General features: G+C 60.8%; 22 protein-coding genes. 12 read left to right on the forward strand and 10 right to left on the reverse strand.

Annotation, left to right across the window (positions count from 1 at the left end):
* Genes HAQ05_RS12225 through HAQ05_RS12265 form a run of 9 tightly spaced genes read right to left on the reverse strand, consistent with a single transcriptional unit; the run spans position 1 to position 9,360 of the window.
* Positions 1-1,146 carry an LLM class flavin-dependent oxidoreductase gene (locus HAQ05_RS12225; RefSeq protein WP_238936512.1) on the reverse strand — a complete coding sequence of 382 codons (1,146 nt, stop codon included), beginning with the start codon at positions 1,144-1,146 and terminating at the stop codon, positions 1-3.
* 8 nt (positions 1,147-1,154) lie between these two features.
* A complete protein-coding gene (locus HAQ05_RS12230) occupies positions 1,155-2,363 on the reverse strand; it encodes an acyl-CoA dehydrogenase family protein (RefSeq protein ID WP_190420864.1) in 1,209 nt (402 codons plus the stop codon).
* A 4-nt stretch (positions 2,364-2,367) separates the two neighbouring features.
* The gene (locus HAQ05_RS12235) at positions 2,368-3,159 is read right to left on the reverse strand and encodes a class II aldolase/adducin family protein (RefSeq protein WP_190420866.1); all 792 of its coding nucleotides are present in this window, start codon (positions 3,157-3,159) and stop codon (positions 2,368-2,370) included.
* Positions 3,156-4,127, reverse strand: a complete 972-nt coding sequence (locus HAQ05_RS12240; protein ID WP_190420868.1) for an ABC transporter ATP-binding protein — start codon at positions 4,125-4,127, stop codon at positions 3,156-3,158. The genes HAQ05_RS12235 and HAQ05_RS12240 overlap by 4 nt, the downstream gene beginning before the upstream one ends.
* Positions 4,124-5,143, reverse strand: a complete 1,020-nt coding sequence (locus HAQ05_RS12245) for an ABC transporter ATP-binding protein (RefSeq protein ID WP_190420870.1) — start codon at positions 5,141-5,143, stop codon at positions 4,124-4,126. The genes HAQ05_RS12240 and HAQ05_RS12245 overlap by 4 nt, the downstream gene beginning before the upstream one ends.
* Entirely contained in the window at positions 5,140-5,967 is an 828-nt protein-coding gene (locus HAQ05_RS12250) for an ABC transporter permease (RefSeq protein WP_190420872.1), read from the reverse strand. The genes HAQ05_RS12245 and HAQ05_RS12250 overlap by 4 nt, the downstream gene beginning before the upstream one ends.
* A complete protein-coding gene (locus HAQ05_RS12255; RefSeq protein ID WP_190420874.1) occupies positions 5,964-6,944 on the reverse strand; it encodes an ABC transporter permease in 981 nt (326 codons plus the stop codon). Before HAQ05_RS12255 ends, HAQ05_RS12250 begins: the two co-directional genes overlap by 4 nt.
* Complete coding sequence (locus HAQ05_RS12260) at positions 6,945-7,754, reverse strand: SDR family oxidoreductase (RefSeq protein ID WP_190420877.1); 810 nt, start codon at positions 7,752-7,754, stop codon at positions 6,945-6,947. It lies immediately after the preceding gene.
* A gap of 34 nt (positions 7,755-7,788) precedes the next feature.
* Complete coding sequence (locus HAQ05_RS12265) at positions 7,789-9,360, reverse strand: ABC transporter substrate-binding protein (RefSeq protein ID WP_202988065.1); 1,572 nt, start codon at positions 9,358-9,360, stop codon at positions 7,789-7,791.
* 463 nt (positions 9,361-9,823) lie between these two features.
* Between HAQ05_RS12265 and HAQ05_RS12270 the strand changes: the two genes are divergently transcribed.
* From HAQ05_RS12270 to HAQ05_RS12315, 10 genes are all read left to right on the forward strand, one after another.
* Entirely contained in the window at positions 9,824-11,185 is a 1,362-nt protein-coding gene (locus tag HAQ05_RS12270) for an MmgE/PrpD family protein (RefSeq protein WP_190420881.1), read from the forward strand.
* Between the two features lie 716 nt (positions 11,186-11,901).
* The gene (locus HAQ05_RS12275) at positions 11,902-12,768 is read left to right on the forward strand and encodes a LysR substrate-binding domain-containing protein (RefSeq protein ID WP_190420883.1); all 867 of its coding nucleotides are present in this window, start codon (positions 11,902-11,904) and stop codon (positions 12,766-12,768) included.
* Positions 12,769-13,026: 258 nt separating this feature from the next.
* Positions 13,027-14,751, forward strand: coding sequence for a rhodanese-like domain-containing protein (locus HAQ05_RS12280; protein WP_190420885.1), 1,725 nt, complete (start codon positions 13,027-13,029; stop codon positions 14,749-14,751).
* Positions 14,748-15,446: a dienelactone hydrolase family protein gene (locus HAQ05_RS12285; protein WP_190420887.1), complete on the forward strand. Its 699-nt coding sequence runs from the start codon at positions 14,748-14,750 to the stop codon at positions 15,444-15,446. The genes HAQ05_RS12280 and HAQ05_RS12285 overlap by 4 nt, the downstream gene beginning before the upstream one ends.
* Positions 15,447-15,469: 23 nt before the next feature.
* A complete protein-coding gene (locus HAQ05_RS12290) occupies positions 15,470-16,525 on the forward strand; it encodes an extracellular solute-binding protein (protein ID WP_190420889.1) in 1,056 nt (351 codons plus the stop codon).
* An 8-nt stretch (positions 16,526-16,533) separates the two neighbouring features.
* The gene (locus tag HAQ05_RS12295) at positions 16,534-17,622 is read left to right on the forward strand and encodes an ABC transporter ATP-binding protein (protein WP_190420891.1); all 1,089 of its coding nucleotides are present in this window, start codon (positions 16,534-16,536) and stop codon (positions 17,620-17,622) included.
* 11 nt (positions 17,623-17,633) lie between these two features.
* On the forward strand, positions 17,634-18,464 hold the full coding sequence (locus tag HAQ05_RS12300) for an ABC transporter permease (protein ID WP_190420893.1): 831 nt from the start codon (positions 17,634-17,636) through the stop codon (positions 18,462-18,464).
* Entirely contained in the window at positions 18,461-19,261 is an 801-nt protein-coding gene (locus HAQ05_RS12305) for an ABC transporter permease (protein ID WP_190420895.1), read from the forward strand. The genes HAQ05_RS12300 and HAQ05_RS12305 overlap by 4 nt, the downstream gene beginning before the upstream one ends.
* A 21-nt stretch (positions 19,262-19,282) precedes the next feature.
* The gene (locus HAQ05_RS12310; protein ID WP_190420897.1) at positions 19,283-19,882 is read left to right on the forward strand and encodes a cysteine dioxygenase family protein; all 600 of its coding nucleotides are present in this window, start codon (positions 19,283-19,285) and stop codon (positions 19,880-19,882) included.
* A gap of 182 nt (positions 19,883-20,064) precedes the next feature.
* On the forward strand, positions 20,065-21,381 hold the full coding sequence (locus HAQ05_RS12315) for an OprD family porin (RefSeq protein WP_190420899.1): 1,317 nt from the start codon (positions 20,065-20,067) through the stop codon (positions 21,379-21,381).
* A 452-nt stretch (positions 21,382-21,833) separates the two neighbouring features.
* On the opposite strand, the gene HAQ05_RS12320 is transcribed toward HAQ05_RS12315, so the two are convergent.
* Positions 21,834-22,004, reverse strand: coding sequence for a hypothetical protein (locus HAQ05_RS12320; protein WP_190420901.1), 171 nt, complete (start codon positions 22,002-22,004; stop codon positions 21,834-21,836).
* Positions 22,005-22,318: 314 nt separating this feature from the next.
* Here HAQ05_RS12320 and HAQ05_RS12325 point away from each other — a divergent pair, with 314 nt between their 5' ends.
* Together HAQ05_RS12325 and HAQ05_RS28670 are read left to right on the forward strand one after the other, a co-directional pair.
* Entirely contained in the window at positions 22,319-22,582 is a 264-nt protein-coding gene (locus tag HAQ05_RS12325; RefSeq protein ID WP_190420903.1) for a hypothetical protein, read from the forward strand.
* 368 nt (positions 22,583-22,950) lie between these two features.
* The gene (locus tag HAQ05_RS28670; protein WP_238936515.1) at positions 22,951-23,163 is read left to right on the forward strand and encodes a ParA family protein; all 213 of its coding nucleotides are present in this window, start codon (positions 22,951-22,953) and stop codon (positions 23,161-23,163) included.
* Positions 23,164-23,224 lie beyond the last annotated feature (61 nt).

Genomic DNA, 23,224 nt, shown 5'->3' on the forward strand with positions numbered 1-23,224 from the left:
TCAGATCCGCAGTCCAGCCTGTTCAAGCAGTGGCAATATCCGCTCGCCGAAATAGGCGAGTTCGCTCTGGTAATCGACGAAACAGAGTTGCAGGCCATCGCATCCAGCGGCCTTGAGCTGGATGATCTGTTCGACGATCTGCTCCGGCGTGCCAATGAGCTGAATATTGCCGCCGACAATGCGCTCGTCGCGCTGATGACCGCGCCAGGAGCGGCTGTCGCCGGTGGCGTGGGTGTGAAAGAAACCATCGACGGCGCCGTCGTCGGCTTGGTCCAGGATCGCCTGATAGACCGTGCGCGCCTCGGCCTCGCTGTCGCGGGCGATGATCATCGGGTTGACAAGCGTGCGTACGTCGCGGCCCACCGCAAGGGCTGCCTGCTTGACCTGTTGGTTGATGGCAGGCAGGGCCTCGACAGCCGCATCGAAACTGGCACCGGCCGGGCTGGTGACGAAAATCAGATCGGCCTGGCGCACAGCATGGGCGATGCCGGCGGCGGAACTGGTGGCGCTGACCAGCACAGGCCGCCCATGGACCGGCTTGGGTGTGACGAAGGCCTTGTTCAGCTCCCATTGATCGCTGTGGTAGTCCAGGTCTTCATCCAGTGTCCAGAGCTGGCGCAGGATATCGACGTATTCATCGGCCAGTTCGTAGCGTCGGTCGTGTTCGATCTGCTGCTGACCGAACATCGCCCATTCATCCTTGCGAAAGCCGGTGACAACGTTCAGTCCCCAGCGACCACCGGACATGTGGTCGAGGGTGGCGCCGAACTTGGCCAGGTGCAGCGGGTGCCACGGGCCATAGAACACATGCACGGTGGAAATCAGCAGGATGCGCTCAGTGATCGCCGCCAGACCTGCGGCGGTTATCATCGCGTCGAGGGCCGTTTCGCGGTAGCGCATGTCACCGCCGAAACCGCCCTTGGACAACCAGTGCGCCGGTCCGAACACCAGATCGAAGCCCAGTGCTTCGGCCTGCTGCGTGAGCTTGGCGTTGTAGTCGAATGTCCAGTCGGTAACACGGGGGTAGGCTGACATGGTCCAGCCGCCGTTGTGGATCGGCAGAAACAGCCCCAGCAGCAAGGGCTGGCGCAGGGCCTGGCCCAGCGGACTTTGGTCAGGCAGAGGTGCAAGTACGGGGAGCGACATGGCTGGACTCATATCTTGGTGCTGATGGGGGGCAGTTGATCGTTGAGCAGAAAGTCGCCGATCAACTGAGTTTTCCATGCCGCAGGGTCGTGGGTGGTGTGGGTGCGCGCGTTGCGCCAGTGGCGATCGAGATTGCGCGTCTGCAAGGTGGCCGAGGCGCCACCGACGCGGAACAGCGCCTCACTGTTGTGCAACGAGGCGTCGTTGGCGGCGACCTTGGCTTCGGCCACGGCGATGGAGGCCAGCCCCAGAGCCTGGTCGGCGTCCTGTCCAGACTTGAAAAACGTCACGGCACGGTCGAGGGCACCCGCAGCCCGGTCCAGCAACGCTTCTGCGGCGTGGGCGCGGATCGACATCTCGCCGACCGCTTGCTGGACGAACACGTCGTCGGTGGCCCGTGCCACTTTGGCTTCCGGCACCGCACGGGCATGACGGCGCCCAAAATCGACCGCGTCTGCCAACGCCGCCAGTGCAATGCCGACATCAATGGCCGCATGCAGCACTTGAGCGAAGGCACCTTCGTAGGTGCGGCGTGTATTCCACTGCGGCAGGTGAAGGATTTCATCCTCGCTGACGCTGACATGATCGAACACGACCGTGCTGCTGGCGGTGGTGCGCTGACCCATGCCGTTCCAGTCATCGATCACCTGTACGCCATTGCGTTCGGTGGGCACCAGCGCCAGCGCGCGTCCTTGATCGGTGTTGGCGATGACGTAGAAGTACTGCGCGAACAGGCTGCCCGTAGCGTAGTGCTTGGTGCCATGCAGACGCCAGTCCTGGCCGTCCTGGGACAAACGTGTAGCGATTTGGCCGACCACCGCGCCGCTGCGTTCAGCCGAGGCATTGGTAATTACACCGCCGTCGGCGATGAAACCCAGGTAGCGCTGCCGTTGCTCGGCAGAGGCGTGAATCCGCAGCTTTTCCACCCCACAGAAATGCGGCTGCACAGCCTGGGCAATGTTGGGGTCACCCTGGGCGATCAATACCAGCAGTTGTGTGAGCTGGCTGACGCTCAGGTCTGCGCCGCCGAAAGAGGCCGGGACGCGTGCGGCCAATATCCCGCTGTCGGCGAGGGCGCGAATTTCATCGTGGGCCAGCAGCCGTTCAAGGTCACGCTGGCTGGCACCTTCGGCGAAGCTTGCGCCGAGGGTTTGGCTGGCGTTGAGCAGGTGCGCGAAGGTGACGGTTTTTTCGACGCTAGAAAGTAGGGCGGTCACGTTATCAGTCCCGGTAGTCAGGTTCACGGCGGTCGAGCAGACGGCGCAGTGCTTCGAAGTGCAGTTGATAGCCCGGCTTGTATTGCACGCCGGGTGCGTCATGCAGTGGGGTGTTGTGAATCTGGTCCTGGACCTTGTCCACTTGCGCCTGACTCAGCTCCCGCACCGGCTGGCCAGTCCAGAGCGCGAACAACTGCACGCGGGCGGTCCGCTCCAGGGTGTACAACCGGTCATACGCTTCGGCCACGCTGCGACCTGTGACCAGCACGCCATGGTTGCCCATGAACAAGATGGTTTTCTCGCCCAGCACATCGGCGAGACGTTTGCCTTCGTCGGGCTGGCGTGCGAGGCCGTCGTAGCCCTCGTCATAGGCAATCTGGTCGATCAGTTGGGCTTCGGTATGGCCTATTGCACGCAAGTGCTGGTCTTTGAGACGCGTCAACGCGCCGGTGTAGGGCATGTGGGTGTGCAACACCGCCGCATGCTTGGGGTGCGAGGCATGAATCGGCGCATGAATGCAGTACGCCGAACGTTGAATGATGCCCTCGCCTTCAATAAGGCGGCCGTCGAAGCCCACCACCATCAGGTCGCTGGCGCCGACTTCCGACCAGTGCAGACCAAAGGCCGGCAGCAGGAAGCGATCATCGGTGCCCGGAACAGCCAGGCTGAAATGGTTGTAGATACCTTCGCTGAAGTCATGCCACACGGCCAGGCGGTGGGCGGCAGCCAGGTCCTCACGCGCTTGCTTCTCGGCGCTGATGGAGGTCGGGTTGGGTACTTGCAATGCGGTGGTCATGCGGGCGCTCCGGTCGTGGCATCATAGAGATGGCAGGCAACGTGGTGCCCAGTTTGTAAGGCTTGCAGCCGTGGCTGCTCTTCCTTGCAGCGGTCATGCACCTGTGGGCAGCGCGTGTGAAAGCGGCATCCACTGGGCGGGGTATAAGGACTGGGCACGTCGCCGCCGATGACCTGTTTGTCAGCGGCCCGGCTCAGTGTCGGGTCCATCACCGGTACGGCGGCGATCAGTGCCTGGCTGTAAGGGTGTGCCGGACGTTGCCAGAACGGGCTGCGGTCGCCGATCTCGACGATCTGTCCCAGGTACATCACCGCGATGCGGTCCGCCAGGTACTGCACGACGGAAAGGTCATGACTGATGAACAGGTAAGCGATCCCCAATTGCTCCTGCAGATCGCACAGCAGATTGAGAATTTGTGCCTGCAGCGAAACGTCCAGTGCCGACACCGGCTCATCGCAGATGATCATTGCCGGGCGCGGCGCCAAGGCTCGGGCGATGACCACGCGCTGACGCTGGCCACCGGACAATTGATGGGGCAGGCGGGACGCCAAGTCCTCGTGCAAACCCACCTGGCGCATCAGTTCGGCAACCCGTTGCTGGCGTTGTGGTTTGCTCAGTTCGCCGCGCGCCCTGAGTGGTTCGTCGATCGAGTCGAAGATGCTTAGGCGCGGGTCCAGTGCGCTGGACGGGTCCTGGAACACCATCTGCACGTCATGGCGGCTGGCTTTCAGCCGTTTGCCGGACAGCGTTGCCAGGTCGGTGCCGTTGACCCGGATCTCGCCCTCGGACGGGTTGACAAGGCGTACCAAGGCTTTGCCCAGCGAGGATTTGCCGCAGCCGGATTCGCCGACCAGGCCAAGGGTCTGTCCTACCGCCAAGTCCAGGTCGACGGCGCTGACTGCATTGAGTTCACCCCGCGCCGTGGCGTAACGCACGGACAGGTTGCGCACTTCCAGTAATGCGCTCATGCGTGAGCCCTCTGCGGCTGGAGTAGCGGATGGTCGATCGCTTGCCAAGGATGGTGGCAGGCCACCGACGTCAGTGTGTCGATGCGCACAGCGTCGGGTTGTTGATGGCAGGCATCGCTGGCCCGCTCGCAACGCGCGGCGAACGCGCAGCCTTCGGGCAGTTGCGAGAGCATCGGGACCATCCCCGGAATTTCCCGCAGCCGCACTCGCCGCGCCGTCGGGTTGATCTGCAGCGCGGGGCGGGCAGCGATCAGTCCTTGTGTGTAGGGGTGTCGTGGGGCCGCGAACAGACCGTGAACCGGTTGTTCTTCGACTTTGCGTCCGGCGTACATGACCATGACCCGGTCGGCGGTTTCCGCGACCACGCCCAAGTCGTGGGTGATCAGGATCAGGCCCATGCCCATTTCCTTTTGCAGGGTGGCGAGCAAGCCGAGGATCTGTGCCTGAATCGTCACGTCCAGCGCGGTGGTCGGCTCGTCGGCAATCAGCAGGGAGGGGCGGCCGGCCAGCGCCAGGGCAATGACCACACGCTGGCGCATGCCGCCGGAAAACCGATGTGGATAGTCGTCCAGGCGTTTCTGAGGCTCGGGGATGCGCACCTTTTCCAGTAGCTCTTGCGCCCTTGCCCGGGCCTGGACGCGGCTGAGTTTGTCATGGGCCTGAATCGCTTCGATCAGTTGGTCGCCGACGCTCATGACTGGGTTGAGCGCGGACATCGGATCCTGGAAAATCATGCCGATGTGACGACCGCGAATGCCACGCATCTGGCGCTCATCGAGGGTGGAAATCTCCTCGCCACGGTATTTCACCGAGCCGCTGATGCGCGCCTGGCTGCCGTGCAGCAGACGCGTCAATGCCAGGGCGGTGACCGATTTGCCACAACCGGACTCGCCGACAATCGCGAGCGTCTCGCCCGCGTTGACCTGCAACGACAGGTCGTTGACCGCGATCAGCGGTGCTTTGGGACTGCCGAACTCCACACGCAGGTGGCGGACATCGAGCAAGGGAGTACTCATCTGACCTCCGTTCGAGGGTTGAGCAGATCATTCAGACCGTTGCCCAGGTACATGAAACCCATGACCGCCAGGAAGATCGCCGCACCGGGCACCGCCGTCATGTACCACGCGGTGCGCAGTGAAGAACGTCCGGCGCCGACCATGCTTCCCCAAGAGATAACGCTGGGATCGCCCAGGCCAAGGAACGACAGTGAGGCTTCGGTGAGGATCGCCTGGGCGATGAGGATGGATGCTGCGACGATCACTGGCGCCAGGCTGTTGGGCAGGATGTGCCGCCAGATGATCGCCGGGTGCTGAATGCCCATGGTCAACGCTGCACTGACGAAGTCCTGTTGGCGAACGCGCATGGCTTCGGCGCGCACCAGCCGCGAAATCTGCGGCCACGAAGTAATGCCGATGGCGAACACAATGCTGCCAATCGACGGCTGCAAAATGACCACCAGCAGGATGGCGAACAGAAAGCTAGGCATGGTCTGGAACAGCTCGGTCAGACGCATCAGGCAGTCGTCCACCCAACCGCCGAAATAACCGGAAACAACGCCGATCAAGGTGCCCAGGGCCACGGACAGGCCGGCAGCGCCGACCCCGACAATCAGCGAGATTCGCGCCGCGTGGAGCATGCCCGAGGTCATGTCACGCCCGAGCATGTCGGTGCCCAGCGGATAGCCAGGGCTCCCGGGCCAGAGGTTGGCCCGGGCGACGATATCGAACGGGTCGGCGGGGTAGATCAGGTTCGCTGACAATGCTGCGACGCATATCAGGGCTAGAATGATCAGCCCTAGGAGCATGGACCGCGCGCGCATGATGCTTTTGATCCGGTTCATGAACGAATCTCGATACGAGGGTCGAGCATCGCGTATAGCAGGTCCACCAGCAGGTTCATCAGAATCACCAGGAATGAGCTGCATAGGAAAATACCGAGCAATAGATTGATGTCGCGTTGAAACACCGCATCGAATGCCAACCGACCCAGTCCGGGCCAGGAAAATACCGTCTCGACCACAATGGAGCCCCCCATCAGTGAGCCCAGTTGCAGGCCGGTGATGGTCACCAGCGGCAACAAGGCGTTGCGCAGCACATGACGCACGGCAATGCACAATTCACTGATGCCCTTGGCGCGGGCTGTGCGCACGTAATCCAGGCCGTAGACTTCGAGCATGGCCGAGCGAGTCATGCGCACATAAATCGACAGGTAGAAGAACGACAGGCTTAGCGCTGGCAGTGCCATGTAACGCAGTCTGTCGAGCAATGAAGGCCAGAAGCCGTCGACTCCGCCAATGGTTTGCATGCCTGCCGAGGGAAGCCAGCGCAAGTTGATCGAGAACACGACTATGAGGAGTAACCCGACCCAGAATACCGGCGTGGCGAAGCCGATGGTCGACAGCGTGGAGATCACCTCGTCCAGCCATCGCCCACGGTAGCGCGCTGAAACGGCGCCCAGGCTGATTCCCAAGACAGCTGCGATGACCACAGCAACCAGCATCAGCGTCAGGGTCGCCGGCACGCGCTGGGCAATGAGTTCGGCCACCTGCATGTTGTTCCGGAACGAATAGCCCAGATCCAGATGCGCCAGGTTATTCAGGTAACGACCGAACAACACATACCCAGGCGCATTCAGGTCGAACTGCTCACGCAATTGCGCCATGTACTCGGGGGTTGCCGAGCCCGATTCGCCGGCCATGACGTCGACCATATCGCCCGGTGCCATGCGCAACAGCATGTATGAGCAGAGCACGATGATCAGCGCCACCGGCAGCAACTGCGCGAGCCTTCGCAGCATGTATTTGGCGAGGGCTGGCATTCAGATCACCGGGTCCGCGCCGCCGTTGATGGGGACAACCGCGCCAGTGATGAAACTCGCCCGGGCGCTGGCCAGGAAAAGTGCCAGATCGGCGACTTCCTCGGGCTGGGCGAAACGTCCCAGCGGGATTTGCGCTTCGGCTTCGCGCAACGCCTCATCCTTAGTGATGCCATTGCGCGCGGCCTCCAGGGTGATCGCCTGATCGACCCGCCCGGTGTAGGTGAAACCCGGATTAATCGCGTTGATGCGAATGCCGTAACGGGCGTAGTGCCTCGCTAATCCCACTGACGAGAGCAGGAGAGCGGCGTTGGCCGAACCGCCCGCGAGGTGAGTGGACGTCGGCTGCTTGCCACCGGTGCCGACGATATTGACGATTACGGCGCCCGACAACGGTTCGCCTGACTGTTTGGCGCGGTCGAGCAGTCGGCTCAGCACAGCATCCTGGGCATGAATGTAGGGAAAAAACTTGGCGTCCAGCGCCGCGCGCCAGGCGTGGGCGTCGAGCAGTTCAGGCTCGGTGCGGCGTGCGGCGCCAGCGCTATTGATCAGGATGTCGATCCCGCCCAATAGCGCTTCGGCATCGGCAATTGCAGCCTCGGCGGTAATCGGGTCAGTCAGGTCTGCGCTGATGATTGCCGCCTCGTGGCCTTTTTCGAGCAACTGTTGGCGCGCGTTTTCCAGGGTTTCTGGGTTGCGCGCGATCAACGCCACCCGAGCACCCTGCGCTGCGAACGCGTGAGCGACGGCCAGGCCAATACCCTTGCTGGCGCCGGTAATCACGACGTTCTTGCCGGTAAGTTCGAGGTTCATGATGTGTCCTCCGAGTAGGGGGGGATGCACGCGGTCAGGGTGCGATCGAAATGTCTTTCAGTGATGACAGCGCGCCGTCGGGCTCGACGCTCACGCCTTGCAGGCGCTTGCTGTACACCGTGAAATTCTGCTGTTCAAACAGCGGAATCACTGGCAGGTCGCGCTGGGCGATGCGCTGGAACTGATGGAAGTCGTCTCTGCGTCGCGCGGGATTGACTTCGCCTTGCAGTGCGGAGATGACCTTGTCCATCTCCGGATTGCTGTAGCGTGAAGCGTTGCTCCAGGGCACGCCGGGGGTGATGCTGGCCGAGGAGTACTGGCGCAGGCCGCCGATCTGCGGGTCCATCATGGGTACCCAGCGACCGGTATTGATGTCGAAGTCGTAGTCGTTGTAGACGCGCCTAATGAAGGTCGCGAGGTCTTGGGTGCGCACCTGAACATCAATGCCGACCTTTTTCAGGCTTTGCCGGATGAACTCGGACTGATTTTTGAAGCCTTCGTGAAACGGCTGGTAATCGATATGCAGGGTGAAGCGAATCCCGTCAGTCTTGCGCGGGTAACCGGCTTCATCCAGCAGTTTGTCCGCCTGGGCGGTGTCAAAAGCGTATTGCGGCACGCCGTCAGTGGTGTAAAAGTTCTTCAGCGACGACGGAATTGGGCCGGTCGCCGGCTTGCCCAAGCCATACCAGACCACGTCGATCAACGCCTGCTTGTCGATGGCGTGGTCTATGGCCTGACGGACCTTGACGTTGGCGAGGATCGGGTTGCGCAGGTTGAATTCGAGAAAAACGTAAGCGGCGGACGACTCATAGCCGCGTTTGGCAACCACTAGTTCTGGGTTCTGACTGAGCCTTTCTACATCGCTGAATGGCACCGAGTCATATGGCGAATAGAGCACCTCGCCGGTTTCCAGCGCGGCGGAGCGGGAGCTGGCATCAGGAATCACGCGGAACACCAGCTTGTCGACCTTCGGCTTGCCCGCCTCCCAATAGTCCGGGTTGCGTTGCAGTTCGATGTACTGACCGCGCACCCATTTGACGAATTTGAAGGGGCCGGTGCCGACCGGGTCGATGTTGTGCGGGTTCTGTAATACATCGGTATCCGCGTACAGGTGCGCGGGTAGAATCTGTGCCTCATTGGCATTGATGGAGCTAAGGATCACCAGCGACGGTTGCTTGAGTTTGAATACAGCGGTGTATTGATCGGGGGTGAGGACATCTTCCAGTGCCGCGAACGTGGTGCGCCCACGGGGATGAACTTTTTTCCAGATTTCCAAGGCTGAGTATTTGACGTCTTCAGCAGTGAAGGGTTTACCGTCGTGCCATTTGACGCCATGACGCAGATGAAAAGTGATGCTCAGACCATCTTTGGCGATGTCCCACGACTCGGCCAGACTGGGTTTGGGCTGCATGTTTTCGTCGTAGCTGACCAGGCCTTCGTAGACATTGTTAGCAACAACGCCGTTGGGAAAGTTGGTGTTGAATGCCGAGTTCAGGGCCACCGGTTCAGGCTGCACGATGGCATTGAGCACGGTCTGCGCGGCGTTAGTGGTCGGTACGTAGGCACTGAAGACGAGGGCGGCGGCGAAGGGGATTACAGCGACCATACGCCGGGGTAGAGCAGAGGACATCCAAGGTTCCCATCAGGCAAGGCATCGACCTCCCGGACTGGGAAGTGTCAGCATGTGATCGCGTTTTTAACTAGAAACCAAGCCCGTGGACGCTTGTGGTTCAAGCGTGTCAAGTGACGGGTTCGGCAGTGCGGGGAATCCGGTGGTCCGGTGCGACTAAATTAGCGAGCCTTATGTGCAATCGCCAATATCGATATTGCATAAAGTTAGGTAGTGTTTTTCGCAATTTTTGACTGCTGTGTATCGCTATAAGCTTAGAACGTTGAGTGCGGCGGTACTTTGTCATGCAACGCCGCTCGACGACGGGGTTCGAGCAGGGCACTCTTCACGCTTCACATCAACAGAGGGCAGTGGGCTAATGAGGGGGTATTGGCGTCAATGGCGGGAGGCAACTTCGGCTTGGTGGCTCGGTTCATTTTTAGGTGGGGAGCGCTGAAAAATGCGTGATGACCCGATTGTTTTCCGGCTGGCTCATGCTGTGGCAAAAATAGACTTCACGGCCTTGCCGATTGAAGTCGTCGAGGCCGCTAAACACCTGATTAGCGACTGCCTGCTGGTCGCCGCCGCTGGACAGTCCAGCCCTTTGGCCAACGGCGTTCGAGCGGCCATCACCGCTTCCGTCGGGTCCTGTCGAACCTGGTTTGCTTCCGATTTACCGCGTATGGGACCTCAGGAGGCCAGCTTCCTGAATGCCTACCACGCCGGGCTGCTCGGTTACGGCAGCATAAATGCCAAGGCCCATGCCGACGCGGTTTGCCTGCCAGCGGCCTGGGCCGTTGCCGAACAGCAAGGACGCAGCGGTGCCGAACTGATCTGGGCATTTGTGGCGGGCAGTGAAATCGTCGGCCGGCTGTCACACCACGCCAGCCACCGCAGCGCCGGCTGGTCACACACATCGGTGTACGGCTCTATCGGCGCTGCGGTGTCCGCCGGTGTCCTCTTGCGCTTGACGCCTGAACAGTTGGCGCATGGCATCGCCTTGTCCATCGGCCAGGCCGGAGGAACCCAGCAAGCGAGCGTGGAGTCGGCTGCCAGTCGGCGATTACTGCCTGCTTTTGCGGCGCGCAACGGCGTCTTTGCCGCACAGCTGGCAGCGGCAGGGGTGACCGGCCCACGATTCCCGGTGGAGGGGCAGTTTGGCTTGCGTGCTCTGTATGAGGCCGGTGACGACAAGCTTCTGTTCCAGCACCTATGGTCCGATTGGCGGCTGCTGGACACTTCGCTCAAGCCTTACCCGGTCTCCGCCTGCAGTCAGGCGGCGATCGAGGCACTCCTTCATCTGCAGCTTCAGCACGCCTTGGTCGAGGCCGACATCCTTGAAATCGTCGCCTACGTCTCGCCTTACATGTTCCGTTATGTGGGCGCCGAGTTCAGCCTTCAGGGCGATCTCGAAATGCTGGGACAGTTCAACCTTCGCTACCACCTTGCCTCGGCATTATTGCGTGGCCCGATGGCGCTAGCTCACCTGACCTCCGATGCCCTGATGGATGCAGAAGTCGCCAGGGTGGTCGGTAAGGTGCACCTTCGCGTGGATCCGCGTAATCGCAGCGATCTTGCACCGGTCACCCTGAGTGTAACCCGCCGAGACGGCTCGACAATCGAATACGTTCAGCAGCATCCGCCGGGATCGCGGCAGCAACCGATGAGCGCGACGGCGCTGGCCCTTAAAGCACATCAGTGTGGGCTGCGAGGTGGCTTTGATGGCAGAGAGCTGCTGACCAAAGTGTCGGAGCTTGATCAGATTGCATGTCTGGGTGGGCACGCTGAAGCAATGGATCTGTTCGGGGAATTGGAGCGATAGGTTTCCCAGTTCTCGAATTTTTCTATTTCCAACACCAATATTCGGTGCAGTTCCATGGAAGTACCTAAAGCCTAGGTCAGGGGCAGTCATAACCGAATTCACCGTTGAGCGGCAGAATCAATTATTCATTGATCACGTTCGCTCACGTCAGCGGCATCAGAGATCCTCAAGCCGGTGCTGAACGGCATTCAGTGGCGACTCTCAACCTTTAGCTGCTTTCGTAAAAGGAAGCTTACTGTTGAGGCCGATGCCGAATTGACCCATGTGCCGGCGTAAGGCTCACCCAACTCAATATCGGCACAAATCCAGCACAGACAACGATTCGCGACGAGTCAGACTGGGTCAGTGAAATTTCGGCAACTGTGTCAAATCGACATCGGCGCCAACAGTGAGCGAGGCTTGGGTCTGGCTTGCTGAGGCACGGATGCTTGCGCGCCAGCTCACGACATGATTTTGTCTACACCCGCTTAGCTTCGCCGATCTCGAATTCAACTTCCAATTGCGGACGGCCAAGCACCCAGCCAGCAACGCAGCCATCGCCCACGCGCCTTGGAAGACGCCTGAGCTGGCGGCGTTGCTGTTTTGCGCGAGGTTTCTCGAGAGGCGGTGAGCATTCAGCGCCTGAACTGGGCGAGGCGCTGAAGCCCTGCGCGAAGTGATATGGTTAGGCGTCTCGTCCCTCTTCCCATCTGCCAGGCGCTGCCTCCAGCCATTCCATGAAACCCACCTTCGACCTAAACCTGCTGCGCACCTTCGTCGCGGTCGCACAAACCGGCTCTTTTATCGGCACCGGCACTCAACTGGGCCGCACGCAATCGGCGATCACCCAGCAAATGCAGAAGCTCGAAGCGCAATTGGGGCGCCCGCTGTTCCAGAAGGAGGGGAGGGCCAAGATCCTGACCGAGTATGGGCATCACCTGTTGCGCTACGCCCAGGACCTCTTGGCGATCAATGACGATGCGATGATGGCGCTTCAGGAAGCCAGCAGTGGCGGCATGCTGCGGATAGGCTCGCCCCACGACATCGCCGAATCGACGCTGGCGAAGATTCTCAGCCACACCGTTCGTTACCTGCCCAATTTGCAGTTGGAGATCAACATCGGGCGTAGCCCTCAGCTCATGGAGGCGCTGCACCGAGGTGAGCTGGACATGACGCTTTCGACCCGCCAGGACGGTTCCCTCGAAGGCTTTTTGCTGCACAGCTCGCCCACGCTTTGGCTGTGCGCGTCCAATTATGTGCACAACGCTCAACTCCCTCTGCCTCTGATCCTGGGCGATGGCCGAAGCATTTTTCGCCGTTTCGCGCTCGATGCCCTGGAGCGGCATCGGCTGAGATGGCGCCAGGTGTATACCTCGGCAAGCCCCATCGGCATCAAGTCCGCGCTCAGGGCCGGGCTCGGCGTCACGCCTCGCAGCGCGCAATTGCTGAGCGATGACCTGCGCATACTAGGAGAAAAAGATGGGCTGCCGCCGTTACCCGACATTCATTACTACCTGTGGATTCGGCCGGGCAGTGTGAATCCCCTGGTTCGCCAGGTATTCGCACTACTGCGAAACGCCCGAAATACAATTAGTCCATCCTGACAACCCATTAGCATTGCTTATAGGATGGCGGCTAGGCCAATGCCGTGATTTTAGATTAGCTGTTTAAAATCAAATAGATAATAAGCATAGAGTTTTATTTACTCGATTCGACCCACATTTTTTATAAGCATATTTTTATTCCTTCTTTTACATGACCAGAACGGCTGCCGACCATGCGCCTCCTTTGTCATATGGAAGAGTTCATACGATGCATGCCGCCCTATCACCGATGTCGCAAACGCGAGGTCGGACTCTCTAATGGACCTTTACCTTTCCGTCGAAGCGCTGTGTGGGCGGCTTGCCAATGTGCGCCATGACCTCGGCCGGTCGGAAATCGCTTTCCTGGATGTGAGCGAGGAAGGGGAGTTCGGCCAAGGCCATCCCTTGTGGGCGGTCAATGTGCCCTACAGCCGGCTGGAGTCGGTGATGGCAGCCCTGGTGCCCAACCTACGGTGCCCGGTAGTGTTGATCGACCATGGCCATGCGGTCGCTGAGCGCGCGGCCCGGCGTCTGCACACGCTTGGCTACGCCGATGTGCGCATCGTCGAGGGCGGTGTCGTGGCGTGGGAAAGGGAAGGGCGCGAGCTCTTCAAAGGCGTCTACGTGCCTAGTAAAGCGTTCGGTGAATGGCTGGAGCAGCGTTACGGCACCCCCACCCTGCAACCCGATGAACTGCTGGCCAGGCGCGCCCGGGGCGACGACCTGGTGATCCTCGACCCGAGGACGCCCGCCGAGCATCGCGTCCGTCACGTGCCAGGCGCACGTTCGTGCCCCGGCGGCGAGCTGCTCGATCGGTTCAAGGACCTGGTTTCCTCACCCGATACGCTGGTGGTGCTGGCCTGCGGAGGGCGCACCCGGGGAATCGTCGCCGCCGAGGCACTGCGGCAAGCCGAAGTGGAAAACCCCATCGCGGCGCTCGCTGACGGCAACCATGGCTGGCTGCTCGCCGGGCTGGAGCTGGAGTATGGGGCCCTCGATGACCAGCCCAGCCCAAGTGCCGAAGCGCTCGCCTATGGCAGGCAGCGCGCACGTTCCCTGGCAGCCAAGGCGAACATTCCAACGCTGGACCCCGACACGGTCAGCCAGTGGCTCGCCGACCCCACGCGCACCACATATGTACTGGATGTCCGCGCCCCGCGCCAATACGAAGCCTCGCACCTGGCGAGAATCCGCAACGCGCCCGGTGAACAACTGCTCCAGGCGACGGACCGCTGGATTGCCGTGCAGGGCGCGCGCGTCGTGCTGGTGGATGAGCATGAAACGAGTGCCGTGCAGATTGCCTACTTCCTGCGGGCACTGGGTTGGCAAACCGGGGTGTTGGCGGGAGGTATCGCCGGAGCGCATGCCGCGGGTTGGCGATTGGAAAGCACCCGGACGTCGTCTCGGCCAATTAATCAGGTACTGACCGCGGACGCCGCGGCGGCGGTTCACCTGGCTGTCGAACATGCGGTCGCGAGTGCTCCCGAGGTCACGGCAACGCAGGCCGCCATACTGATCCGGGATGGCGCGAGCGGCTGGGTGTTCGACACCAGCGCGGATTACCTGCGCAGGCATCCGCCGGGCAGCCAGTGGGCCAACCGCGCCTATCTGGGCGAGGCACTGGCGCGGGCGGCCCGAGGCGAGGCCTTGGTGCTGTTCTCGTCCGATGGCCACAGCGCGCACCTGGCCGCCATCGACCTGATCGAAGCGGCCCACCGACAGGGCGCGCAGCCTAATGTCCAGGTGGTGCGCGGCGGCATCGAGGCGTGGGCCGAGGCGGGTTTGCACCTAAGCCCCGCCGAGCCCGGCAGCCTTTCCCGTGATCAGCGCGTGGACTTTCTCTACTGGGCGGCCAACCGCCGCAACGGCGACCAACAGGCCATGCGCAACTACCTCGCCTGGGAGCGCCAGCTCCCGCTTCAGTTACAGCGTGACGGCAGCCAGTTCGCTGAGTTCGTCACGCATCCGCCCGCTTACCCCATACAAGGTATCGACCAACCATGACGACCCGAGAAATCGAAATACCCAGCGGCAAGCTGACGGCCTATACCGCGTCTCCCATCGTTTCACGGGGTGTAGCGGTGCTGGTGTTGCCCGAGATCTACAACCTCAACGGCTGGATCCGCAAGGTGGCCGAGCGCTACGCGGGTCTGGGGTTCGAGGTGCTGGTGCCGGACCTGTACTGGCGGCAGACACCCGACCCGCAACTCGACTACAACCCGGCCGACCAGCAAACGGGACGCCAACTGGCCAGCGTCCTGGACCGCGAGGTCGCGACCAATGATCTCGCTGAAATTGTACGCGCGTGGCGTGCCGAGCTGCCGGAGGGCACGCCGGTCATCGCTGTCGGCTATTGCCTCGGCGGTGAACTGGCGTTTCTGCTGGCGGCATCCGGCACGGTGGACGGGGCGAGTGGCTACTACCCCACACGCATGGAAAACCACCTCCAGCATGGGACTGCCGTGAAGGCGCCCACCCAACTGCATTTCGGAGAGTTGGATTACCGCACCCCGGGGGAACTGATCGACCTGGTGCGTCAGGCCACGGTCGAGAGCCAGAAGGTGGAAATCATCGTACATGCGGGAGCGGACCACGGTTTCGGCCGTTTCGGTCACCCTCCCTACCACGCCGCCGCGGCCGCGCTGGCGCAGACGCGCACCTTGGCGTTGGCCGACGCGCTGATCGGCAAGCGCCATTAATCGTTTTCCCTGGACTGCTTCGAATGACTATCTCGCTCAAACGCTTCAAACGCATCCCCAGCCTGTTGGCCTGGGCGTCGGCCTTCACATTGCTGTCTGTTTCCAACGCGCACGCCGAACGCCAAAAGCTGGTGGTGGCGTCCTTCGGTGGAAAACTCGATGAGGTCTACAAGCAGGTTTTCGAGCCTTTCCGCAAGGCTCACGACGTCGACATCGAATGGGTGCCCGGTACCGCGCCAGGGAACGTGGCCAAGCTTGCCGCGACGCGCAATTCGCCAGAATTCGATTTGATCCTGTTCGACGATATAAATCAGGGCGTGGCGTCCTCCCAGCAACTGCTGGCGCCGATCAAGGACTCCAAGGCCATTCCGTGGAACGCGCTCACCGATCGGGCGAAGGCGGCAGGCGGCGACGGCGCGGCGATCGGGGCGTTCGTCACCGGCATCTATTACCGGGCGGACGTATTCAAGGACAAGGGCTGGGCGCCACCCACCAGTTGGGATGATCTCTCGCGCCAGGAGTTCTGCGGCCATCTCGGCCTGGAGCGCGCTACCCAGGTGTATACCCTGAACGCAGTGTTGATGCTGGCGAACGCCCAGGTCTCGCAGATCGACAAAGGCATCGCCCGTTTCACCGAGCTGGCGAAGTGCGCCAGGGTGCTCGAGCCCGCTGCCGCGAAGCACGAAGAGAAGATTCTGCTGGGCGAACTCCTGGTGGGGGTCAACAGCAGCATCCGCGCCTTGCCGCTGACCCAGCGGATCGACGGTTTGAAATTCGTGTTGCCCAAGGAAGGCGCGGTGGTCAGCACCACCATGGTGTCCGCCGTGCGCAACGCGCCTCATCCCGCGTTGACCGAAGACTTCATCGCCTGGTTCGTCAGCCCCGAGGTTCAGGATCAACTGATGCGCAAGCTGTTCTACTCGCCGGTGAACGTCAACGTCGACGTGCCCCAGCAGTTGCACGAACTGGGCGTCCCCGACCAGGCCACGCTCGACCGCCAGCCGAAGATCGTCGACACCGACGTGGTGGAGCATCGCCGCGATTGGACGCGCAAGCTCGAACGGTCGCTGAGCCAGTGAGTTTCGACATGCCAAGCGATAACCAGTCACCTGAAGGCGCTTTCCTGGCGCTGCGCAGCCTTACCAAGCGCTTCGACGGCCACGCCGCGGTCAATGGTATTTCTCTGGAGGTGAAGCCGCATGAGTTCGTCTCGTTGCTGGGTCCTTCCGGGGGCGGCAAGACCACCCTGCTGCACATGATTGCCGGCTTCACGGAGCCGGATGCCGGAGACATCCTGATCCAGGGGGAGTCCGTGCGACGTTGGCCCAGCCACCGGCGCGGCGCCGCCATGGTGTTCCAGAGCTACGCGCTGTTTCCGCACCTGACCGTGTTCGAGAACGTAGCGTTCGGCTTGCGTATGCGCAAGGTCGGTAACGGTGAGGTCCGGCGCCAGGTCAGCGAGGCGCTGGAATATGTGCGCTTGCAGGGGCTGGAAAAGCGTTACCCCCGGCAGTTGTCGGGTGGGCAGCAGCAGCGTGTGGCCTTGGCCCGCGCGCTGATTCTCAAGCCTCGGCTGTTGTTGCTGGACGAGCCGTTGAGCAACCTGGACCCTAACCTCCGGAGAGAGCTGCGGGATAACTTCCGGGAAATCCACAATCAGACCCGGATGACTACGCTGCTGGTGACCCACGACATCGAAGAAGCGTTCACTACCTCCGATCGGGTCGCGATTCTCGGCAACGGTCGCCTGGAGCAGTTCGACACGCCCCAGGCGATCTACACTCGGCCGGCGTCCGCCTTCGTCGCGCGCTTCGTGGGCCACAGGAATATCGTGCGAGGCACGCCCGCGCAAAAAGAGGCCCGGCATTTCCTGGAAATCGAGGGCACCGAGGCGCTCCTGGAAACCCCTGGCACGGCATCCTCCTACGTGATCCCCATGAATCAGGTGCGTATAACGACGGATGCAACGACGCCTCGCGGATACGCCGGCATGAGCGGTGTACTGGAAAAAATCGAATACCTGGGAGCCCTTGTCAGGTTCCAGGTGAAGTCCGGTGGCGCCACGCTGGTGGGCGAATGCCTCGACCACCAATGGCCCGTGGGCCTGCAACCCGGCATCACGACTCGCGCCTGCTGGCCGTTGCACAGAATGATCGATTTGCCGGGGGCGGTATGACGACGGCTCGTTTGCGCAGCGCTTCGCTGATCATGCCCGCGTTGATCTTCATAGCCGCGCTTTTCCTGGCGCCGGTCGTGCAGATACTGGCCGGCAGTTTCGTGCAAGTCCACTCGGGGGGATGGACGCTCACGGCCGGGCTTTACGAAGCGTTCTTCGCGGACGCCTATTCTTGGGGACTGCTTGAACGTACGCTGCGTATTTCAGCCATAACCACCCTGGCGTGCCTGGTCATGGCCTTCCCTGTTGCCCTGCTGATGCGCAGGCTTTCATCGACGCAGAGAACGGTGCTGGCGATCCTGTTGCTGTCGCCGCTGTTGACCAGCGTAGTGGTGCGCACATTGGCCTGGGTCATCCTGCTGGGGCCCGTCGGGCTCATCAACAAAACCCTTGGTGTGCTGGGCATCGCGCCGGTGGCACTGATGTACAACGACGTCGGCGTCATCATAGGCCTGACCCACGTGTTCTTTGGCTACATGCTGCTGGCGATCACCGCCTCCATGCTCAAGCTGGACGAGCGGTTGATGCTGGCCGCGATCAACCTTGGCGCGAGCCGCTGGCAAGTGTTGCGCACCATCATCTTTCCCCTATGCCTGCCGGGCGTACTGTCCGGCTCGGTGCTGGTGTTCACCATGAGCGCCAGCGCCTACATCGTGCCCGTGCTGCTGGGCGGCACGGCAACCAAAGTAATGGCGACGGAAGTCTATGACCTGGCGATCAATTATCTGGAATGGAAAGAGGCTGCCGTGGTGGCCGCGGTACTATTCGTCACGGTATGGCTGATCGTAGCTGCAGTGACCCGGCTCGCCGCCCGTCATGAGCGAATCGGGGAGGGCGGATGATGCGAGGCACGAATGCTTCCACGCCTGTCTGGCTGATCGCCTGGACTGGCCTGGTCACCCTGTTCATCGTCGGCCCGTTGGTGTGCGTCGCGCTGGTTTCGCTCACCCCACTGGACTACATCAGTTTTCCCCAGCATTCGGTTTCGTTGCGCTGGTACAAGGCGATTCTCGATAAGCCCGAACTGCTCGGGGCATCGTTCAACAGCCTTGTGCTGGCGCTGTTCGCCACGGCGGGCGCCGTGGCGCTTGGGTTGCCGGCAGCCATGGCAACGGCTCGCCAGGCTTACCCCGGAAAACAGCTGATCATCGGGACCTTGATGTCGCCGCTTTTCCTGCCGCACATCCTGAGCGCGCTGGCTATTCTTTCCGCCTATTCGGCCTGGGGTTGGTCCCATCAACCGTCGCGCATTCTGGCTGCGCACATCGCGCTGACCATTCCGTACGTGCTGCGCACGCTGATCGCCAGCCTCAGCGGGCTGGACGTCCGTCAGGAACTGGCAGCCCGCAACCTCGGGGCCAGCCATTGGCAGGTGTTCTGGAGAATCATCCTGCCGCAGATTCGCCCAGGGCTTCTGGCGGCAGCCATTTTCGCGTTCATCGTGTCGTTCGATGACGTGGGGTTATCGATTTTCCTCACCGGTGCGGGCTACAGCACGTTGCCTGTGCAATTGTTCAGCTATGCGTCGTATAACAGCGACCCTTCGGTCGCGGCGATATCGGTGGCCATGGTGATTATTTCATTTATCGCGGTATTGCTGGTCGAGCGTTATTTCGGCCTGGAAAAACTGATTAGATAAGCTATCGCTCAGGAGTTTTCTATGAGCCTCAAGCAACAACGTGAACAACTTGTGTCCGAAACCCTGTTAGCCATTCGCGCACTTCATCGGCACGCCACTATCGACAGGGATATTTTAAAGTCCACGGCCGAACAGTTGGAAAAACTTGCCAAGCGGCGCGACCTTTTCAACTTCGACGAGTTCGCGCTGCCCTCGGCCGATCAACCGCTTTCCACGCGTTATGAACTGCAAGTAGGGGAAAACCAGGAACACGCTCTTTACCTGCAGGCGCTGCTCCCAGGCAAGACGAGCGTGCCGCATAACCACGGCACCTGGGTAGTGGTGGTCGCCATAGAGGGCGAAGAGTTGAACCGTGTGTACAGGCGCACCGATGACGGCAGTGACCCAGGGCAGGCAACCCTCGCGGTCGACCGAGAAATCGTGGTGCGGCCAGGCCACCCCGTGCTGTTTCTGGGAGACGATATCCACAGCATCCACGTGGTGTCGGACAAGCCGGCATTGCATTTTCATCTGTATGGCCGAGCGCTGGAGACGCTGACAGAGCGTCTTGCCTTCGATCTGGAGAGCGGCAAGGTGACACGTTATAACCAGACACGTTGGCGGCCAAGCACGAAAGTTTGAACAGCGTGTTCCTATTTATCTAATGCGTATTGACCCCCCCTAAATAAAAACAATAACCCGATAAATAAACCCATTAGCTCCAGACGGAGCCGACCTCGGCACGACACAGTTGCGGCCCAAGGAAACTTGGCGCCGACGAGAGCTTGCGGTTAAAAACCGTTCACTCCAAAGGAACATGAAACATGAAATCGACTTCTGCGATCACGCTCATCGCCGGAACACTGTGCATGAACGCTTCTGCCTGGGCGGACTTTGTCGATGATGGCAAAGCCGTGCTGGACTTGAAAAACTTCTACTTCAACAACGATATGCGCGATGCGACCGGCAAAACGGCCGAATGGGGGCAAGGCGCGGTGTTCAACTACCGTTCCGGGTTCACCGAAGGCGTGGTCGGCTTTGGGGTGGACGCCCAGACTATGTTGGGTCTGCGCCTGGATGGCGGCAAGGGCGATCATAAGGGCAGCAGCATGATTCCCGACGACAGCGACGGCGGCGCCCGGCACGATTGGTCCCATGGCGGCGCGGCCGCCAAGATGAAAGTCTCGAATACCGTGCTGACCTATGGGAACACCCTTCAACCCAATCTGCCGATACTCAAGAGCAACGACGGCCGACTCCTCCCGCAAACGTATGAAGGCGGCATCATCACGTCCAAGGAAATATCCGACGTGACGCTGGTGGCGGGCCAGCTCGAACACATGGTGGGCCGCGGTTCCACCAACCGCTCGGGGTTCGCGGTCGGTGGACCGTCGGGCAAGATCCTACCGCAGAGCAACCAGTTCCGCTTTGCCGGCGCGGACTGGAAAGCCACGCCCAACCTGCTGCTGCAGTACTACTACGCGAACATGGAAGATTATTACGGCCAGCACTTTCTGGGCTTGACTCACGTGGCGCCGCTAGGGGCCGATACCTCGCTGACTTCCGATGTGCGTTATTTCCGCTCCTCGGCCGATGGCGCGAACGGTACGGCGGCGGGCCGTGCCGAGGGCTACCGGGTGGGAGGCTATACCCATGATGGCAGCGGCGAAATCGACAACCGCACCTGGAGCGCGGCGTTCACGCTGAAGCACGGCGGCCATAGCCTGATGGTGGGGCACCAGCGGGTGTCCGAGGGCAGCAACTTCGTGCAGCCCAACCAGGCCAATACCGGAGAAGGCGCTGGTGGCTACAGCAACTACCTGTTGACCGACCGCCTCATCTTCAACTTCACCCGAGCGGGGGAGCGCACCTCGTTCGCCCAGTACGACTACAACTTCAAACAGTTCGGTTTGCCGGGACTGACCGCCGGCATCTCCTACCTGTCCGGGGATCACATCAAAAACACCAGTGACGAATCCCAGGAGGAATGGGAGCGCGATCTGGCCATCGATTACCAGGTTCAACAGGGGGCGCTCAAGGGCGTCAAACTCGGTTGGCGCAACGGTGCTCTTCGTGGCAACGCCACCAACGACCAGGATCAGAACCGGTTGATCGTCAGCTACAGCATTCCGCTGTTCTGATCACTACATAAACGCTCGGCTGGGGCCCATTCATCAAGTAGGCCCTTGCGGGCATGTCTCGGGGGAGTGTGGCCTTTAGAGGCACAAACGAGAAGATCTGGTCACGCCTAAACCCGATCGTTAATGAGGTCACGCCCAGTACCTACTCGTCCCGCAGCTGACCAGCTTGGGCCACGGGCACTGACTGCTCCCTGCGAGCCAGTGTTGTGAGTTAATCATCGCCGGCAGTAGCCGGTTAATAGGTCAGCAATTGTCGTGAACCGCTCGACAACGGTGCCTTCTGCCAAATAGGCAGCCGAATTATCCAGCAGGTGATCCAACACTGTTGAGGCCGATGCCGAATTGACCCATGTGCCGGCGTAAGGCTCACCCAACTCAATATCGGCACAAATCCAGCACAGACAACGATTCGCGACGAGTCACACTGGGTCAGTGAAGTTTCGGCAACTGGGTCAAATCGACATCGGCGACATGTGACGTCCTTTGGCAAACAAGGCGCGACGGATTTCGCCAAGCTCCTTATGACGCCCCTTGAGCAGCTTAATAGAACTGATGGGCTTTGCCGGGCGTACGTGCGCATGTACGGTGATGCCAAACTCTTCCTCTGAGTATCCTTCAATCATCACATCCCTCGTCACGGTTATCACAGCCCGGCCTATGCGCCCCTAAGCTGTCGTTTCGACATCATATCGAATTTCCGCACACGCAGGGCGTTAGGTGAAGTGCCCATTTGAAAGTCGAGGATCTGAGTTGTCACCCGCAGGACTGGAACGGGAGTGGCGGGCATTTGTTGAAGGGGTCGCCGCCTGCGATCGCTCAGCATCTGCTGGCAAAGGTCTTTAGTCTGTGGGAATTCGCTGCCATCCAGTCGTCAGCACACATAGTAGTGCCTATCTGAACATGTGGATGGACTGTTTCGAGTCACCCTTCACCTAAAGTGGCTGTGCCACCGGAACAGGAATCGGTTCCAGAAGTCTTCTTCGTGAAACCAGTGCCGCCAGTGGCAAAGAAGAAGACAGCGAAGGCTTTCACACCCAGGCTGCAGGTAACCCTGCGTGTCGGCAATGAGTTTGAAGGCAAAACGTTCGAGCTGATCCACGAAGCCGACACGCTCAGCAAGCTGTTGGCAGAGCAAGAAGCAGTGAAGACGGCCAGGAAGAAATACCGATATGTAGAGGTGTTGTCGGTCAAGTCCATGTAGAGGCCGGTTCCGCAACGGTGGCAATCGGATGTAAACAGCATGTGACTGCGCTAGCTTGGCAAGGCGAAGCTCTCCGGATCCTCACACCTACGGCGAATGGCGCGGCACTCCGTGCCAGCTGTTATCTGATTTGGCAAACCCTTACGCTCGTCGAACAGAAAAGGAGAATTGCTATGTCCCCATTTGCCGCAGCCCTTCTGAATTCCAGACTCGCGCATTCCATGTCCAGATTCAGAGCAGCTGAGTGCGCCGGGGTGAGTGAGCGAACCTGGAGGTCTTACGAGCAAGGGCAACGCACACCCGGCAAAAGCGTTGTTCGAAATTTCTATGACCGGTCGAGTATCCCGATGGCGGCGGACACTGCCAAGATGCTAAGGGCTTCCCACGCAGCCCGCGTACTGAGCATCACCTCTCTGAAGGGCGGCGTCGGTAAATCTCCCATCACCGTTGACGTGGCCGCATGCTTAGTGGAGCGAGGCAGTCGGGTAGCCCTCATTTCACATGATTGCTGCTACTGGACTTGCCCCTACCAAACCGGACACCAACTCCCCGTTAAATTGATGCTGCTGCCAAGCGCCTAAACTCTCTCGGCGACCGATATTTCAAAGCGCTGTGCGGATGCTGCTCGTTGTAATGCTCGAA

The sequence above is a fragment of the Pseudomonas typographi genome, assembly GCF_014694385.1.
In the GTDB taxonomy this organism is placed as follows: domain Bacteria; phylum Pseudomonadota; class Gammaproteobacteria; order Pseudomonadales; family Pseudomonadaceae; genus Aquipseudomonas; species Aquipseudomonas typographi.

Excerpts from the sequence above, each read along its gene's own strand:
- HAQ05_RS12225 (WP_238936512.1), bottom strand. The coding sequence starts at position 1,146 with ATGTCGCTCCCCGTACTTGCACCTCTGCCTGACCAAAGTCCGCTGGGC.
- HAQ05_RS12235 (WP_190420866.1), bottom strand. The coding sequence starts at position 3,159 with ATGACCACCGCATTGCAAGTACCCAACCCGACCTCCATCAGCGCCGAG.
- HAQ05_RS12240 (WP_190420868.1), bottom strand. The coding sequence starts at position 4,127 with ATGAGCGCATTACTGGAAGTGCGCAACCTGTCCGTGCGTTACGCCACG.
- HAQ05_RS12245 (WP_190420870.1), bottom strand. The coding sequence starts at position 5,143 with ATGAGTACTCCCTTGCTCGATGTCCGCCACCTGCGTGTGGAGTTCGGC.
- HAQ05_RS12250 (WP_190420872.1), bottom strand. The coding sequence starts at position 5,967 with ATGAACCGGATCAAAAGCATCATGCGCGCGCGGTCCATGCTCCTAGGG.
- HAQ05_RS12255 (WP_190420874.1), bottom strand. The coding sequence starts at position 6,944 with ATGCCAGCCCTCGCCAAATACATGCTGCGAAGGCTCGCGCAGTTGCTG.
- HAQ05_RS12260 (WP_190420877.1), bottom strand. The coding sequence starts at position 7,754 with ATGAACCTCGAACTTACCGGCAAGAACGTCGTGATTACCGGCGCCAGC.
- HAQ05_RS12265 (WP_202988065.1), bottom strand. The coding sequence starts at position 9,360 with ATGGTCGCTGTAATCCCCTTCGCCGCCGCCCTCGTCTTCAGTGCCTAC.
- HAQ05_RS12270 (WP_190420881.1), top strand. The coding sequence starts at position 9,824 with ATGCGTGATGACCCGATTGTTTTCCGGCTGGCTCATGCTGTGGCAAAA.
- HAQ05_RS12275 (WP_190420883.1), top strand. The coding sequence starts at position 11,902 with ATGAAACCCACCTTCGACCTAAACCTGCTGCGCACCTTCGTCGCGGTC.
- HAQ05_RS12280 (WP_190420885.1), top strand. The coding sequence starts at position 13,027 with ATGGACCTTTACCTTTCCGTCGAAGCGCTGTGTGGGCGGCTTGCCAAT.
- HAQ05_RS12285 (WP_190420887.1), top strand. The coding sequence starts at position 14,748 with ATGACGACCCGAGAAATCGAAATACCCAGCGGCAAGCTGACGGCCTAT.
- HAQ05_RS12290 (WP_190420889.1), top strand. The coding sequence starts at position 15,470 with ATGACTATCTCGCTCAAACGCTTCAAACGCATCCCCAGCCTGTTGGCC.
- HAQ05_RS12295 (WP_190420891.1), top strand. The coding sequence starts at position 16,534 with ATGCCAAGCGATAACCAGTCACCTGAAGGCGCTTTCCTGGCGCTGCGC.
- HAQ05_RS12305 (WP_190420895.1), top strand. The coding sequence starts at position 18,461 with ATGATGCGAGGCACGAATGCTTCCACGCCTGTCTGGCTGATCGCCTGG.
- HAQ05_RS12310 (WP_190420897.1), top strand. The coding sequence starts at position 19,283 with ATGAGCCTCAAGCAACAACGTGAACAACTTGTGTCCGAAACCCTGTTA.
- HAQ05_RS12315 (WP_190420899.1), top strand. The coding sequence starts at position 20,065 with ATGAAATCGACTTCTGCGATCACGCTCATCGCCGGAACACTGTGCATG.
- HAQ05_RS12320 (WP_190420901.1), bottom strand. The coding sequence starts at position 22,004 with ATGATTGAAGGATACTCAGAGGAAGAGTTTGGCATCACCGTACATGCG.
- HAQ05_RS28670 (WP_238936515.1), top strand. The coding sequence starts at position 22,951 with ATGCTAAGGGCTTCCCACGCAGCCCGCGTACTGAGCATCACCTCTCTG.